This window comes from Streptomyces sp. NPDC001970, assembly GCF_053594115.1.
Genome location: NZ_JBSFDW010000001.1, coordinates 145,440 through 160,416 on the forward strand (window position 1 = coordinate 145,440; position 14,977 = coordinate 160,416).

The window sequence follows — 14,977 nt, forward strand, 5'->3', positions numbered from 1 at the left end:
ATGCCAAATGACAGAAACCACTGGCCAGAACCTGATCCGGGGTCCGGAGGGGCGGTTTTCGCCGCCCCTCCGGACCCGCGGGTCCTGGTCCGGCCGCTCGGTTACGGAGCGGTCTTGACCGTGATCGTGCCGGCGATGATGTCGGCCTTGGCCTTGTCGACCGCGGCGACGACATCGGTCATCTTGGTGAAGGCCGGGTTGGAGGTGGCCAGGCCCACGCCGTTCTTGTCGAGGCCGTAGCGGATCTCACCGTTCTGCGGCTTGCCGTCCTTGACCGACTTGATCAGGTTGTAGACCGCGCCCGAGACGTCCTTCGTCACGGAGGTGAGGATGGACTCCTTGTACTTCGCGAGACCCGACTGGTTGTACTGGTCGGAGTCGACGCCGATGGCCCACTTCTTCGCGTTGGCGGCGGCCTCGATGGAGCCCGAGCCGGCGAGACCGGCGGCGGCGTAGATCACGTCGGCGCCCGCGTCGATCTGGCCCTGCGCGGCGGCCTTGCCCAGGTCGGGCTTGGAGAAGCCACCGAAGTCCGGCGGCTGCGTCAGGTACTGGACCTTGACGTTGACGTTCTTGTTGGTGTCCTTGACGCCCTGGACGAAGCCCGCCTCGAACTTCTTGATCAGCGGGGTCTCGACGCCGCCGATGAAGCCGACGGTGTTGGACTTGGTCACCTTGGCGGCGGCGACGCCGGCCAGGTAGGAGCCCTGCTCCTCGTTGAAGACCAGGTTGGCGATGTTCTTGCCGGTCTTCGACGTGTCGTCGATGAGCCCGAAGGTGGTCTTCGGGAACTTCGGCGCGACCTCGGCGATGGCCGGGGCGTAGGCGAAGCCGACACCGATCACCGGGTTGTTGCCGGCGCGGGCGAGGGAGGTGAGGCGCTGGACCTTGTCCGGGTCGGCCTCGCCCTCGCTGGGCTCGGCCTCGGTGCCCTTGACACCGAGCTCCTTCTCGGCCTTCTCCAGGCCGGCGAAGGCGGCGTCGTTGAACGACTGGTCGCCGCGGCCACCGATGTCGTAGGCGATGGCGGCCTTGGTGCCGCTGTCCGAGCCAGCCTCGGACGACGTCTTGCCGCCACACGCGGTGGCGGACAGTGCAAGCGCCGCGGACGCGATGCCCACGGTGGCGATCCTGGTGATCCGGCGCACTGGGAGGCTCCTTTAAACCTGACCGAAAGCGCCACTTCCGGCGCTGGGTTCGCGGCGATCGTAACGCGCGTAGATGTCAGGTAAAGGTGTGTTCGACAGCCGTTATCGGATCGACGCGTACGGCGAACGAAGGGTGAACTGGCCGATTACGAACGGTGGCGATCGAGTGGGTCCAGACGCTGTCGAGCACTACGAACAGTGACCGTCGAGAAGCGCCGCCGCGGTGAACAGCTCCACGCCCACCGTGATCGCGGACTCGTCCACGTCGAAGTCACCGCGGTGCAGATCGAGCCTCGCGCCCGACCCCGGGGGCCGCACCCCGAGCCGTGCCATCGCGCCGGGGACGTGCTCCAGGTACCAGGAGAAGTCCTCGCCGCCGAGGCTCTGCTCGGTGTCCTCGATTGCATCCAATCCGCGGCGGGCGGCGTGGGCGTCGCGCAGGAGCTCGGTCACGGCGGCGTCGTTGACGACGGGCGGGACCCCGCGGACGTAGTTGATCTGCGACTTGGCGCGGTGGAGCGTGGCGACCTCGTCGATCGCGGCGTGCACCAGGTCGGGCGCCTCGCGCCAGGCGTGCAGATCCAGGCAGCGGACGGTGCCGGAGAGCTCGGCGTGCTGCGGGATGACGTTGCAGGCGTGGCCGGACTCGATGCGGCCCCAGGTGACGGCGAGCCCGGCGCGGGCGTCGACGCGGCGGGACAGCACCGCAGGGACCTCGGTGACGATCTTCGCGGCCGCGGTGACCAGGTCGGTGGTCAGGTGCGGGCGCGCGGTGTGGCCGCCGGGGCCGTCGAGGGTGACCTCGAGACGGTCGCAGGCGGAGGTGATGGCGCCGACGCGCAGCCCGATCCGGCCCGCGTCGACCCGGGGGTCGCAGTGCACGGCGATGATCCGGCCCACTCCGGTCAGCACGCCGGACTCGATCGCGTCGGCGGCGCCGCCGGGCAGCACCTCCTCCGCGGGCTGGAAGATCAGCCGCACGGCGTTCGGCAGCAGGCCCTGCCGGTCGAGCTCGGCGAGTACGAGGCCGGCGCCGAGCACGGCGGTGGTGTGGACGTCGTGGCCGCAGGCGTGGGCGCGGTCGGGCACGGTCGAGCGGTAGGGCACACCCGTCTTCGTGTCCGGGATGGGGAGGGCGTCGATGTCGGCGCGGATCGCGAGCATGGGGCGGACGCTGTCCCGGGTGCCGATGTCGCACACGAGCCCGGTGCCGGTGGCGAGTACCTGGGGCTGCAGCCCCGCGGCCTCCAACCGGGCCTTGAGCGCGGCTGTGGTGCGGAACTCCTGGTTGCCGAGCTCGGGGTGCATGTGAAGGTCCCGGCGGAACGCGATCAGCTCGGTGCGCAGGGCATCGGACAGCGTGCCGGGCAGTACGGCTGCGCCGCTCAGGTCGGCGTCGGGCTCGCGGGACATCAACTGGTTCACCCGTTGAAGAGTAGGCCCCTTTGAGCCCCAACTAACTCGAGATCAACAAAAGTTCAGCCCGTTAGGGGAAAGAAAGTCGCCTGACGACGCATAGCCGTCCGTCGGTGTGGGTAAGCTCACGCGATCCATGACCACGATGTGGACATGCCGGGCCCGGCACGGGGCCCGGCCGCGTGAGGTCCCGTCACGCGGGGGCCGCGATCCGGTGGACGTCACGGGCCGTGCCGGTGACCCCCGCCAGAAACCCCTGCGCCCGCGGTGATGCGGTGTCGTTGAGCCACTCGGGTGAGATGTCGCACACCGCGACCCTGATCCCCGTTCCCGCCAGGGCGAGCGGCAGGGTGTGCACCACGGTCGACGGAAAACTGAGCACCGTACGTCCTATCGGGCCACGCCTGGCGATCAGCTCCAGCGGCAGATCGGGCCGGACGATCTCCAGGCCGGTGCGCTGCGCGAGCCGGTGCAGCTTCTCCGGGCTCTCGCGGCGGTGCGCGAAGTAGCGGGTCGCGCCGTGCTCACGTGCGAGCGAGGCGACCGCCTCCTCGTACTGCTCCGGGTCGACGACGCCCGTCTCGACGAGGGAGGTGCCGACCAGGTCGGCACCGCGGGTGAGACGCGGAGGGCCGAAGCGGGAGCGGGTCCACGCGAAGGTGTTGGCGGTGACCGTGATCCCGGCCGGCGGTTCCACGGGCATCGAGGTGAAGACCTCGACCTCGCGGGTCCCGGACGGCGAGAGCCGGCGGCGTGCGGCGGCGGAGACCGGCGCGAGCACGAACTCGCGCGGTCCCCGCCGTCCGCGCCGGTGCCAGCGCACCAGGCGCTCGCCCCGGGCCACCTGGGAGACGTACTCCATGGTGGCGGTGCCGTCGTCGACGACCGTGAGGTCCTTCGCCCCGACCAGGGTCAGCAGCATCTGGACGTAGCGGGAGAACGGGTCGCCTATGACGATCCGCCGCGACCTGCGCAGCAGCGGAGCCAGCTCCCGGATCGTCCGCAGGGGCGCGCCCTTGCCGCCGCGCGCCTCCTGCCAGCGGACCGTGAAGCCTTCGTCGCGGGCGAGCTCGGCCATGCGGCGCAGCTGACCGCGCGACATGGGGTCGGTGGGCGACAGGACGACGACGGTCAGATCCCGTGCCGCCGCTGCCGCGCCACCCGTGGCCGGGGCGGCCGACTGAGCCGGAAGCCCCGGCAGCCTGCCGGCCGTGCCGGCCTGCGTGCTGTGTGCCCACTCCAGGACGTTCAGCAGCTGGACCGGGCTCTCGACGAAGGCGAGGTCCATGGTCGTCAGACCGCGACGGTTTCGGCCTGCTCGGCCTCGACCTCGGCCTCGGCGACGACGCCCGCGACCCGGCGGAGCTTCTTCATCGGGGCGAGCTCGGACTCGTAGACCTTCTTGACGCCGTCACCGAGAGCGTCCTCGATGGTGCGGATGTCGCGGACGAGGCGCTGCAGACCGCCGGGCTCGACGGAGGCGGCCTGGTCGGAGCCCCACATGGCGCGGTCGAGGGTGATGTGGCGCTCGACGAACGTGGCGCCGAGGGCGACGGCGGCGAGGGTGGTCTGCAGACCGGTCTCGTGGCCGGAGTAGCCGATCGGGACGTTCGGGAACTCCTGCATCAGGGTGTTGATCACGCGCAGGTTGAGCTCCTCGGCCTTGGCCGGGTAGGTCGACGTGGCGTGGCAGAGCAGGATGTTGTCGCTGCCGAGGACCTCGACGGCGTGGCGGATCTGCTTCGGCGTCGACATACCGGTGGAGAGGATGACCGTCTTGCCGGTGGCGCGCAGCGCGCGCAGCAGCTCGTCGTCCGTGAGGGACGCGGAGGCGACCTTGTGGGCCGGGACGTCGAACTTCTCCAGGAAGGCGACGGCCTCGGTGTCCCACGGGGAGGCGAACCAGTCGATGCCGCGCTTCTTGCAGTGCTCGTCGATCTGGCGGTACTCGTCCTCGCCGAACTCGACGCGGTGGCGGTAGTCGATGTACGTCATCCGGCCCCAGGGCGTGTCGCGCTCGATGTCCCACTGGTCGCGCGGAGTGCAGATCTCCGGGGTGCGCTTCTGGAACTTGACCGCGTCACAGCCGGCGTCGGCGGCGGCGTCGATCAGCGCGAACGCATTGTTCAGGTCGCCGTTGTGGTTGATGCCGATCTCGCCGGTGACGTAGACGGGGTGCCCGGGGCCCGCGGTCTTGCTGCCGAGGGTGCGCAGACGGGAGTTCATGTGGGGTTCCTTACGGGGTGGTGGCAGGGGACGGGGTGTTGAGGGTGGGACCGAGGAGCCATGCGGCGATCTCACGGATCGCGCCGGCGCCACCAGGGGTGGTGGTGACGGCGCGGGCGGCGGCGCGCACGGAGTCGTGCGCGCTCGCCACGGCTACGGGCCAGCCGACGAGCCCGAAACAGGGGAGGTCGTTGACGTCGTTTCCGGCGTAGAGGACCCGCTCGGGCGCGACCGACTGCTCCTCGCACCACTCCTTGAGGGCGAGGTCCTTGCGGTCGATGCCGTGCAGAACGGGGATGTTGAGCTTCCGGGCCCGCGCGGAGACCACGGGGTTCTGCTCGGTGGAGAGGATGAGCAGCTTCAGCCCGGCGCGCCGGAGCGCGGCGATTCCGAGCCCGTCCCCGCGGTGCACGGCGACGAGTTCGCGGCCCTCCGAGTCGATGAGGACACGGTCGTCGGTCTGCGTGCCGTCGAAGTCGAGGACGACGGCGTCGACGTCCGCCCTGGTGGGCAGGGGCGCGGGATCGAGCAGCGGCGCGAGCGCGCGGGCACGGGCCAGGTCGTGGGGGTCGTCGATCTCCAGTACCCGCGCGGGGTCGGTCTCGACGAGCACGGTCCGCCCGAAGAAGCGGTGCTCGTGCGTCCGGAAGCCCGTGGCCTCCATGGCGTACGCGGCCCCGGTCTCGAGGAAGTCCTCGGGCCGGTCCTGCCGGCGCGGGCGGTAGGACTTGTCGTGGTTGACGCCCTGGCCGTCCTCCACCGCGGCCGCGGCGTCCTCGTCGGCGGCGCCCGGCTGCGCCGGGAGCGCGGCGAGCGCGGGCGTACGGCGCCAGACGAAGGCGTGGAAGGGGGCCACCGTGACCGCCGTGTCCGCGCCGTCCTCGACGACCGCCGAGGCGACACCGTCGATGTCCTCGCTGGTCAGGAAGGGGCTCGTGCACTGGACGAGGAGGACCGCGTCGGCCGGCGCGCCGTGGATCGCCTCGTGGGCGTCCATCGCGTGGAGGACCGCGGACTCGCTCGTCGCGGTGTCGCCCGCGATGGCCGCCGGACGCTGGACGCAGTGCACTCTGTCGGCTGCGCCGAGGGCCGCTCCGGCGGCGCGGGCGGCGTCCGCGATCGCGGCGTCGTCGGTGGAGACCAGGACGTGCGTCACGAGACGCGCACCGAGGCAGGCGCGCACGGCGCGGGCGACGAGCGGAATGCCGCCGACCCGCGCCAGGTTCTTCGCGGGGACGCCCTTGGAGCCGCCGCGGGCTGGGATCACGGCGAGAACGGTGGACATGGGGAGGGGCTCCTTCGGGTGGATCACAGTGCGCCCATGCGGCGGATGACGGGGGCGACGCGCTGCACGCCGTGGCGGTACGCACCGCGCGCCGCCCCCCGCACCGCGTCGCGCACCAGACGGCGCACCCCGGTGGGTTCGGTCGCCGCGGCCGCGCCGGGCAGCGGGGTGCCGTCGGCGGCGAGGTGGTGGCGGGCCAGGATGCCGGGCAGATAGCCGGGCGCGGTGGCCGTTGTGTAGTACGGGGCGACCGGCGGGAGTTCCGCGCGGCCCACCAGGTCGGCGACCCGCTTGCGGGCCTCGTCGAAGGCGGTCCCGTACGAGCCGTCGGCGGCGACGCCCTGCCTGGTCAGCCACTCCTCGTCCGGCCGCGGCGCGTGGCCGCCGTCCAGGGCGTCCCAGGAGGCGAGCAGCCCGGAGCCGAGGAAGTGGTGGTTGCCGAGCGCCTCGCGCACCCCGAGGTCGGAGAGCACCGCGGTCGGGATGCGGCGGTGCAGCGCCTCCAGCGCGGCCGTCGAGGAGACGGTGACGAGCAGGTCGGTGCGGTCGAGGACCTCGCCCATGTGCCCGTACACCAGGCTGAAGTTGGGCGGCAGTCCGCCGGGGAGCCTGTCCGCCAGCTTCTGGTACGGCAGCTCCTCCAGGTGCGTGGTGTGCTCACCGGGCTTGGAGCGCAGCTTCAGCAGGACCTCACGGTCCGGATGGAGACGGGCGTGCTCGACGAGCCTGCGCAGCAGGTACGTACGGTCGGCGCGGCTCTCCGGCACGGACGGCTGGGCCGCGAAGACGACGGTGTCGCGGCCGTCCTTGCGCTCGTACGGCGCCCCGCCGAGGAACGGCAGTGCCGCCTCGGTCACCCCGGACGCGTCGGCGCCCACGCCCTCGTACACGGCGCGGAAACGCTCCGCGTCATGGCGCGAGTTGGCGAGCACGATGTCCGCGCCGTGCCGCAGCAGCAGGCCGTCGGCGAGCTTCTCGTAGACCACCCCGACATAACCGGTGACCAGCACCGGCCTGCGCGGCAGCCGCAGCGCGGCCAGTCCGTGGAGCATCGCCTGCACGGCGCCGCCGACGAGGGCGAGGACGACGACGTCGTACTCCTCGTCGCTCATCGCGCGCAGGAATTCGACGCCGGTCACTTCGCGCAGGTCGTCCGCGGTGACCCCGACCTCGGCGAGCTGGCGGGCGGTGGGCGTTGCCCGGCCGCGCAGGAGGAATCCGGTGAGGGCCGTGCCCCGGTCGGATTCTTCGGCGGCGTCGGGGGCGGTGATCCGGCGCGCGGTGAGCGCACCCCACTTCCACCGGGTGTCGGAGTCGGCGAGCACGGCTACGCGCAGCGCCTTACTGGTACTGGATGGCACGTCGAAGACGCTAGAAAGGCATTCCGGTCGGCAGCCCAACTGGACAGCAACAAATGGTTAACAGCACGTCGACGAATCGCGACATGGCCTAACAGTCGTACCGGTTAACAATTCCGCCGCACCTTGTTCACCCGCTGTCTTTCCTGGCGTCAGAGTGGATGGCGGACCGGCGCTTAGTGTCCGGTGGGTGGTCAAGCTCTCCGTCATCGTGCCGTTCTACAACGTCCAGTCATACGCGCCCGACACCCTCAGAAGCCTGCGCGCGAACGCGCGTGAGGACTTCGAATTCCTGCTCGTCGACGACTGCTCGACGGACGGGACGCCCGAGATCCTCGAGCGCGCCGAACGTGAGGTCCCGGGAACGGTCCTGATCAGACACGAGGAGAACGGCGGGCTGGCCACGGCCCGCAACACCGGTCTGGACGCCGCGCGCGGCGAGTACATCACCTTCCTCGACGGCGACGACTGGCTGGCCGCCGGCTACTACGAGCAGCTCCTCGCCTCGATCGAGGAGCTCGGCGTCGACTTCGTCCGCACCGACCACGTCCAGTGCACGGGCCGTGAGCGCAAGGCGTTCCGGGTGCCGGTGGGCCGCCGGGGCGAGGTGCTGCGGCCGCGCGACGCGATCCTGCCGGCCGACCGCACGACGTCCGTCGACTACCCGATGGCGTGGGCCGGCATCTACCGGCGTGAGCTGCTCGACCGCGGACTGCTGCACTTCACTGACGGGCTGCGGACGGCCGAGGACCGGCCGTGGATCTGGCGGCTGCACCGCGAGACGGAGTCCTTCGCCGCCGTGGGGCTGCTCGGGATCTTCTACCGGCGCGGGGTCGCCTCGTCACTGACCCAGATCGGCGACGTCCGGCAGCTCGATTTCATCAGGGCTTTCGACGAGGTGCTCGAAGAGACGGCAAAGGATCCGGATTCCGACCGGCTGATGCCGAAAGCCGTACGAACGTACTGTGCGCTTATTTCCCACCACCTGGGATCAATGGAGAGGTTCGAACCGGCCGTGGCCCGGAAATTGCGTTCGATGAGTGCGGCGGCGATGCGGCGGATGCCGCAGGACATTTTGAAGGACGCGCTCGGCTCGATGGACGCCGAGCGGGCGACCCGGCTGCGCCGGGTGCGCCGCAGGGCCCTGGGCGTGCCGGTGCCGGCCCCGGCCGCGGTCGATTCCGCGGGGGCGGCCGCCTGATGGGTACGACGCGCACCACCCAGATCTTCTTCGCCTCCACCCTCTACGGCGCCGCGACGCTCGCGGCCGCGCTCGACAGCGGCTGCTTCGAACCCGCCGACCGGCGGCTGCTGCTGGTCAGCAACAACGCGCCGATCCCGGAGACGACGGCATCGCTGGACGAGATGCCGGGCTTCGAGCGGCTGCGCGGGCGGTTCGACGAGGTGCTGTCGTGGAACGAGGCGATCGAACCGCTCCACCCGAGCGGCTGGACGCCGCGACCGGACGACGTCCCGATGTGGGAGCGGTATCTGCGGGTCCTGTGGGGGCTCGGGGACGACCGGATCGAGCTGGCACTGGAGTCGATCCAGGTCAGCCCGGCGCTGGCGGTCGCCCAGCTCTTCCCGGACGCGCGGCTCGATGTGTACGCGGACGGGCTGATGAGCTACGGACCGACGCGCAACAAGCTCGACCCGCTGGTCGGTGAGCGCGTGCGGCGGCTGCTCCACCTGGACCTGGTGCCGGGGCTGAAGCCGCTGCTGCTGGCGGAGTTCGGGGCCGAGCCGCGGCTCGTGCCGGCCGAGGCGTTCACGAAGGTCGTCGAGGAACTGGCGGAGGACGCCGGGGGCACCTCCCACGCCGAAGGCCGGCAGGGAGAGTCGTCGGTGACGGGCGGGTCCTCCGGTCACGACTCCGCCGGCGGCGGGCCCGCCGGTGGCGAGGCTCCGGCTCTGCTGCTCGGCCAGTACCTCGCGGCGCTGGACATCCTCACCCCGGACGAGGAGGAGACGCTGCACCTGCGCATGGTGCGGGGCGCGGTCGCGCTCGGCCACCGGCGTCTCGTCTTCAAGCCGCATCCGGTGGCCCCGGCCGCGTGGTCGCTGGCACTGGAGCGGGAGGCGGAGCGACTGGGCGCGGAACTGACCGTGCTGGAGGAGCCGTTGCTGGCCGAGGTGCTGTACCAGGAGGTCAGGCCGGGGCTCGTGGTGGGCTGTTTCTCGACAGCGCTGCTGACGGCGAGCACGTTCTACGGCATCCCGGTCGCGAGGATCGGCACCGCGCCGCTGCTCGACCGGCTCACGCCGTACCAGAACAGCAACCGGGTGCCGCTGACGATCGTCGACGCGCTGCTGCCCGATCTGGAGGAGGGCACGGCGGGCGCCGCCGGGCAGGCGGACGAGGAGGTGTCCGGGCTGGTGCGGGCGGTGGGCTTCGCGATGCAGCCGCAGATCCGCTCCGATCTGCGCAAGGCGGCCGAGAGCTATCTGGCCGCCCATCTGTCGCCCCGCACCTGGCGCTACTTCAAGCGTCGCCGCCTGACGGTTCTGGGCCTCCCGGGCGGCATCCCGGTCCCGCGGCACGCGGCGGTGCGGCGGGTGGCACGGCGAGTGCGCCGCCTGAAGCGCGCGGCGCTCGGCTGAGCGTTTCTGCCCCTGGGCCCCGGGCCTGCCCGGTACTGCCGGGCGGGCCCGCGTGTCCGTCCTCGGACGCCGGACGGGCTCCGTGAGCAGCGCCCGGCCGGCCCGCGTGTCCTTCCTCGGACGCCGGACGGGCTCCGTGAGCAGCGCCCGGCCGGCCCGCGTGTCCGTCCTCAGACGCCGGACGGGCTCCGTGAGCAGCGCCCGGCCTCGGACGCCGGACGGGCTCGGTGTGCCCGGGCCCGTCGCGCCGCGCAGGATCTGGTCGATCCCCGCGACCACCGCCGCCAGGCCCGCCTCGAAGCCCTCGTCGTGGTGCGCGAAGAGCTCGAAGCCCGCTCCCGCGGCCAGTGGATGGTCGGCGAGCCGCTCGGCGCGAGCCTCAAGGTCGTAGCCCTCCGCGCTTGTCGCCGGATCGGGGCCCATCGCCTGTTCCTCGATGACGTAGCCGATCGTGTAGCTGTACGCGGTGAGCCAGGCCCGCGCCGCCCCCGCAGGGGTGAAGCCCGCGTCGACGAGGAGGCGCAGGTGGGCCTCCATGGGCCCGGCGTAGCTGGTGTCCGTGAAGTGTGTGCCGCTGTAGACCTTGGCGCCGTCCCGGTAGCGCAGCAGATGCGCCCGTAGCCCGCGCATCGCTCCGGCGAGCCCCTCGCGCCAGTCCGCGGGGGGGCTCGTCCGGCATGTCCGCGTTCATGTGGCGGAGCATCTCCGTCGCCATTTCGTCGAGCAGCGCCTGTTTGTCCTTGAAGTGCCAGTAGAGCGCCGGCGCCTTGACGTCGAGCTCCTTGGCGATACCGCGCCCCGGACGGTCCGCTCCCGGACGGCACCCGGCTCTTCGACGTCTTCCGCGGCCCGCACTTCACGCTGCTCGCGGTCGGCACGGACGCGCCGCTGCCGGACTCCCTCCCCGCGACCGTCCGCGTCCGGCGCGTCCCGGCGTACGAGCCGTACGGCAAGGGCCTCTTCCTGGTCCGGCCCGACGGGTACGTGGGCCGGGCCGGCGAGGACACGACCGGCCTCGGTGACCATCTGGCCCGGGTCACGCGCTGCTGAGCGACAGCTTCACCGCGAAGCCGAGGAACAGCGCACCGGCGGCGGACGTGGCGCCCGCCGACAGCCGCTTGCGGCGACGGAACGCGGACGCCAGATACGTACCGGCGAATATCAGCAGGCTGAGGTAGAGGACGCTCGCCAGCTGGGCGAGGGTGCCGAGCACCAGGAAGGAGAGCGCCGGGTAGGCGTAGCCCGGGTCCACGAACTGCACGAAGAAGGCGACGAAGAAGAGGATCGCCTTGGGGTTGACGAGGCTGACGACGAAGGCGCGCCGGAACGGCCGCTCGACCCCGGCTCCGGCCCCGGCCGCCGTCGCACCGGCCGCGGTGTCCGCACCGGCCGGCTCGGGAACGCGCTCGTGCCGGGTGCGCCACATGCCCCGGGCCGCCCGCAGCATCCCGATCGCCAGCCAGGTCAGATAGCCCGCACCGGCGTACTTCACCATGGCGAAGAGCACGGCATTGGCCTGCAGCAGGGACGCGACCCCGGCGGCCGACAGAGTCATCAGGACTGTATCCCCGCACCACACACCGGCCGCGGCCGTGTATCCCGTGCGCACACCCCGGCGCGCGGCGACCGAGAGCACGTACAGCGAGTTCGGCCCCGGCAGCAGAACGATCAGGACGAGGCCCGCGAGATAGGTCGGAAGATCTGTCACACCCAGCATGAGGCGGAGTGTCGCACAGGGGTACGACACTCCGCCGTTGCGTTTCGCATGGTGGAAAACCCCGCCACCTGGAGACGCGCCGAGAAACGAGACCCGCGGAACGAGACCCGAGAGACGAGACGATCAGAACGCGTCCGTCGGGACGTACGTCCCCCACACCTCCCGCAGCGCGTTGCACACCTCGCCGACCGTCGCCCGCGCGCGCAGCGCGTCCTTCATCGGGTAGAGCACATTGTCCGTACCCTCTGCGGCCTTCTTCAGCGCGGCGAGGGCGGCGTCGACCGCGGCCTGGTCGCGCTCGGCGCGCAGCTGCGTGAGCCGCTCCGCCTGCTGGGCCTCGATCGCGGGGTCGACGCGCAGCGGCTCGTACGGCTCCTCCTCGTCGAGGGTGAAGCGGTTGACACCGACGACGACCCGCTCGCCGCTGTCGGTCTCCTGCGCGATGCGGTAGGCACTGCGCTCGATCTCGCTCTTCTGGAAGCCGCGCTCGATGGCGTTGACCGCGCCGCCGAGCTCCTCCACCTTCGCCATCAGCTCCAGCGCCGCGGCCTCCACGTCGTCCGTCATCGACTCGACGACGTACGAGCCGGCGAACGGGTCCACGGTGGCGGTGACGTCGGTCTCGTACGCGAGGACCTGCTGGGTGCGCAGGGCGAGGCGGGCCGACTTGTCCGTCGGCAGGGCGATGGCCTCGTCGAAGGAGTTGGTGTGCAGCGACTGGGTGCCGCCGAGTGCGGCGGCGAGGCCCTGGACGGCGACGCGCACGAGGTTGACCTCGGGCTGCTGGGCGGTCAGCTGCACGCCCGCGGTCTGGGTGTGGAAGCGCAGCATCAGCGACTTGGGGTTCTTCGCACCGAACTCGTCCCGCATCACCCGTGCCCAGATCCGGCGCGCGGCGCGGAACTTGGCGACCTCCTCGAGGATCGTCGTGCGTGCGACGAAGAAGAAGGAGAGACGGGGAGCGAAGTCGTCCACATCCATCCCCGCGGCTACAGCCGTTCTGACGTACTCGATACCGTCCGCAAGGGTGAATGCGATCTCCTGCGCGGGCGAGGCCCCGGCCTCGGCCATGTGGTAGCCGGAGATCGAAATCGTGTTCCACTTCGGGATCTCGGCCTTGCAGTACTTGAAGATGTCGGCGATCAGCCGCAGCGAGGGCTTGGGCGGGAAGATGTAGGTGCCGCGGGCGATGTACTCCTTGAGCACGTCGTTCTGGATCGTGCCGGTCAGCTTGTCCGCGGGGACGCCCTGCTCCTCGCCGACGAGTTGGTAGAGGAGCAGCAGGAGGGCGGCAGGAGCGTTGATCGTCATCGACGTGGAGACCTTGTCCAGCGGGATCCCGCCGAACAGCACGCGCATGTCGTCGAGGGAGTCGATGGCCACACCGACCTTGCCGACCTCACCGTGCGCGAGGGGGGCGTCGCTGTCGTGGCCCATCTGGGTCGGCAGGTCGAAGGCGACGGACAGGCCCATCGTGCCGTTCGCGATGAGCTGCTTGTAGCGGGCGTTGGACTCGACGGCGGTGCCGAAACCGGCGTACTGCCGCATCGTCCACGGGCGGCCGGTGTACATCGACGGGTAGACACCGCGCGTGAAGGGATAGGAACCGGGCGCGCCGAGCTTCTCCTCCGGGTCCCAACCGTCCAGGGAGTCCGGCCCGTAGACCGGCTCGATGGGAAGTCCCGATTCCGACTCGCGCGCCATGTGCTGTGCCTCCCGCTGGAACTACTGCTGATGCTGCTATTACCGACTGGTACCGGCCCTCGCGACGGACTGTAGCGGCGAGCGTGCGGCGCGTGGAGTGGCGCACGCTGGGACCTTCCTCACAGGATGCTCCCCACCGTCCGCAACCAAGCACGGTCGGGAAGCATCCCTACTGATACACAACCGTCCCGGGGGGCACGTATGCGCCGAATGTCCGTACTGCAAAGAACCATGATGGCCGCCGTCGCCGTGGCGCTCGCCACCGGTTGCAGCGCCCAGGCCGCGGGGGGCGGCGGGGCGTCTGCGAGCGGTACGCCGTCGAAGGGGCCCGCCGCGTCGGCCGACCCGGTCACGGACGCCAAGCCGAGCTCGGTACCGTCGGCCTCGCCGTCTCCGGCGGACGCCAAGCCCTCGGCCCCGGCGCCCGAGCCGATCATGAAGGAGGGGACGGAGAGCGAGCAGGTACGTGAACTGCAGGCGCGGCTCCGTCAGATCGGTCACTTCCACCGCTCGCCCACCGCGTTCTACGGCTCGATGACCGCGAAGGCGGTCGGCGGCTTCCAGACGAAGCGCGGGCTGACGGCGACCGGCTCGGTCGACGCCACCACCTGGGCGCAGCTCATCGCGATGACGCGCCCGCCGACGGCCGACGAGCTGCGCCCGCCGACGACCAACACGCTGGACAAGCCCGACGCACGGTGCATGACGGGCCGGGTGCTGTGCATCAGCAAGGAGAGCAGGACGCTCGCCTGGATGATCGACGGCAAGGTCGTCTCGGCGATGGACGTGCGCTTCGGCTCGGAGAACACTCCGACCCGTGAAGGGTCGTTCCGCGTGGACTGGAAGGCCAGGGAGTGGACGTCGACGATCTATCACACGCCGATGCCGTACGCGATGTTCTTCAGCCGCGGCCAGGCGGTGCACTACTCGGCGGACTTCGCGGCCAGCGGCTACAACGGCGCGTCGCACGGCTGCGTCAACGTCCGCGACAAGGGAAAGATCGCGGCGGTCTTCGCCCAGGTGAAGGTCGGCGACAAGGTGGTCGTCCACTGGTGACGGTGGAGGGAACAGGGGGCGCGGGCGGGACCGGGGGAACGTGTCCCGCCCGCGCCGAGTGCGCCGAGCCGTAGGTACGGGGGGAACCCCGGCTCAGGCGCCGCCGATGACCAGTCGGCTCACTTCCTACTGCGCCGTAGCGCCGAAAAACGTCACACCTGGCCGGAAGTTTTTCTTCGGGAACGGAGAACCGCAGGTCAGACGGTTACGCGGAAGTCAGCACCGAGGCGGTGGGCGCCGGACGGGAAGGCAGGCTCGGAACGGACGGGCCCGGGAGCGGCGGTGCGGGCAGCTGGACCGGGGGCGCCGGCCTGACAGGAAGTGCCGGCCTGACCGGCTCGACCGGGAACGCGGGGTGGGCAGGCTCGACTACGCGGAAGTCAGCACCGAGGCGGTGGGCGCCGGACGGGAAGGCAGGCTCGGAACGGACGGGCCCGGGAGCGGCGGTGCGGGCAGCTGGACCGGG

11 protein-coding genes and 2 pseudogenes are annotated in these 14,977 nt (G+C 71.2%); 4 read left to right on the forward strand and 9 right to left on the reverse strand.

Going from position 1 to position 14,977, the window contains the following annotated elements:
• Nucleotides 1–101: 101 nt before the first annotated feature.
• From ACWCP0_RS00710 to ACWCP0_RS00735, 6 genes are all read right to left on the reverse strand, one after another.
• Nucleotides 102–1,148 carry a BMP family lipoprotein gene (locus ACWCP0_RS00710; RefSeq protein ID WP_451076709.1) on the reverse strand — a complete coding sequence of 349 codons (1,047 nt, stop codon included), beginning with the start codon at nt 1,146–1,148 and terminating at the stop codon, nt 102–104.
• Between the two features lie 189 nt (nt 1,149–1,337).
• A complete protein-coding gene (locus tag ACWCP0_RS00715) occupies nt 1,338–2,561 on the reverse strand; it encodes an amidohydrolase (protein ID WP_451076997.1) in 1,224 nt (407 codons plus the stop codon).
• A 196-nt stretch (nt 2,562–2,757) separates the two neighbouring features.
• A complete protein-coding gene (locus ACWCP0_RS00720; RefSeq protein ID WP_451076710.1) occupies nt 2,758–3,852 on the reverse strand; it encodes a hypothetical protein in 1,095 nt (364 codons plus the stop codon).
• A 5-nt stretch (nt 3,853–3,857) separates the two neighbouring features.
• The gene (locus tag ACWCP0_RS00725; RefSeq protein WP_451076711.1) at nt 3,858–4,790 is read right to left on the reverse strand and encodes an N-acetylneuraminate synthase family protein; all 933 of its coding nucleotides are present in this window, start codon (nt 4,788–4,790) and stop codon (nt 3,858–3,860) included.
• A gap of 10 nt (nt 4,791–4,800) precedes the next feature.
• Entirely contained in the window at nt 4,801–6,075 is a 1,275-nt protein-coding gene (locus ACWCP0_RS00730) for a cytidylyltransferase domain-containing protein (RefSeq protein WP_451076712.1), read from the reverse strand.
• 23 nt (nt 6,076–6,098) lie between these two features.
• Nucleotides 6,099–7,436 (reverse strand): DUF6716 putative glycosyltransferase, encoded by a 1,338-nt coding sequence (locus ACWCP0_RS00735; protein WP_451076713.1) that lies wholly within the window; start codon nt 7,434–7,436, stop codon nt 6,099–6,101.
• A gap of 187 nt (nt 7,437–7,623) precedes the next feature.
• Between ACWCP0_RS00735 and ACWCP0_RS00740 the strand changes: the two genes are divergently transcribed.
• Both ACWCP0_RS00740 and ACWCP0_RS00745 read left to right on the forward strand, forming a co-directional pair.
• Nucleotides 7,624–8,634, forward strand: coding sequence for a glycosyltransferase family 2 protein (locus tag ACWCP0_RS00740; protein WP_451076714.1), 1,011 nt, complete (start codon nt 7,624–7,626; stop codon nt 8,632–8,634).
• Nucleotides 8,634–10,034, forward strand: a complete 1,401-nt coding sequence (locus ACWCP0_RS00745; RefSeq protein WP_451076715.1) for an alpha-2,8-polysialyltransferase family protein — start codon at nt 8,634–8,636, stop codon at nt 10,032–10,034. The genes ACWCP0_RS00740 and ACWCP0_RS00745 overlap by 1 nt, the downstream gene beginning before the upstream one ends.
• A 318-nt stretch (nt 10,035–10,352) precedes the next feature.
• Here ACWCP0_RS00745 and ACWCP0_RS00750 read toward each other — a convergent pair.
• Nucleotides 10,353–10,664 (reverse strand): annotated as a pseudogene (locus ACWCP0_RS00750) (TetR/AcrR family transcriptional regulator C-terminal domain-containing protein); the annotation flags it as partial.
• A gap of 222 nt (nt 10,665–10,886) precedes the next feature.
• Between ACWCP0_RS00750 and ACWCP0_RS00755 the strand changes: the two are divergent.
• Nucleotides 10,887–11,084: pseudogene (locus ACWCP0_RS00755) on the forward strand (pentachlorophenol monooxygenase); the annotation flags it as partial.
• On the opposite strand, the gene leuE reads toward ACWCP0_RS00755, so the two are convergent.
• Nucleotides 11,071–11,751, reverse strand: coding sequence for a leucine efflux protein LeuE (gene leuE, locus ACWCP0_RS00760; RefSeq protein ID WP_451076716.1), 681 nt, complete (start codon nt 11,749–11,751; stop codon nt 11,071–11,073). The pseudogene ACWCP0_RS00755 and the gene leuE overlap by 14 nt on opposite strands.
• A gap of 123 nt (nt 11,752–11,874) precedes the next feature.
• Nucleotides 11,875–13,455, reverse strand: a complete 1,581-nt coding sequence (locus ACWCP0_RS00765) for an acyl-CoA mutase large subunit family protein (RefSeq protein WP_451076717.1) — start codon at nt 13,453–13,455, stop codon at nt 11,875–11,877.
• A gap of 201 nt (nt 13,456–13,656) precedes the next feature.
• On the opposite strand from ACWCP0_RS00765, the gene ACWCP0_RS00770 reads away from it, so the two are divergent.
• Nucleotides 13,657–14,511: a L,D-transpeptidase family protein gene (locus tag ACWCP0_RS00770; protein WP_451076718.1), complete on the forward strand. Its 855-nt coding sequence runs from the start codon at nt 13,657–13,659 to the stop codon at nt 14,509–14,511.
• Nucleotides 14,512–14,977 lie beyond the last annotated feature (466 nt).

What these genes read in the sequence shown, in the direction of transcription:
- ACWCP0_RS00715 (WP_451076997.1), bottom strand. Translation starts at nt 2,561, where the DNA reads ATGTCCCGCGAGCCCGACGCCGACCTGAGCGGCGCAGCCGTACTGCCC.
- ACWCP0_RS00720 (WP_451076710.1), bottom strand. Translation starts at nt 3,852, where the DNA reads ATGGACCTCGCCTTCGTCGAGAGCCCGGTCCAGCTGCTGAACGTCCTG.
- ACWCP0_RS00725 (WP_451076711.1), bottom strand. Translation starts at nt 4,790, where the DNA reads ATGAACTCCCGTCTGCGCACCCTCGGCAGCAAGACCGCGGGCCCCGGG.
- ACWCP0_RS00730 (WP_451076712.1), bottom strand. Translation starts at nt 6,075, where the DNA reads ATGTCCACCGTTCTCGCCGTGATCCCAGCCCGCGGCGGCTCCAAGGGC.
- ACWCP0_RS00745 (WP_451076715.1), top strand. Translation starts at nt 8,634, where the DNA reads ATGGGTACGACGCGCACCACCCAGATCTTCTTCGCCTCCACCCTCTAC.
- leuE (WP_451076716.1), bottom strand. Translation starts at nt 11,751, where the DNA reads ATGCTGGGTGTGACAGATCTTCCGACCTATCTCGCGGGCCTCGTCCTG.
- ACWCP0_RS00765 (WP_451076717.1), bottom strand. Translation starts at nt 13,455, where the DNA reads ATGGCGCGCGAGTCGGAATCGGGACTTCCCATCGAGCCGGTCTACGGG.
- ACWCP0_RS00770 (WP_451076718.1), top strand. Translation starts at nt 13,657, where the DNA reads ATGCGCCGAATGTCCGTACTGCAAAGAACCATGATGGCCGCCGTCGCC.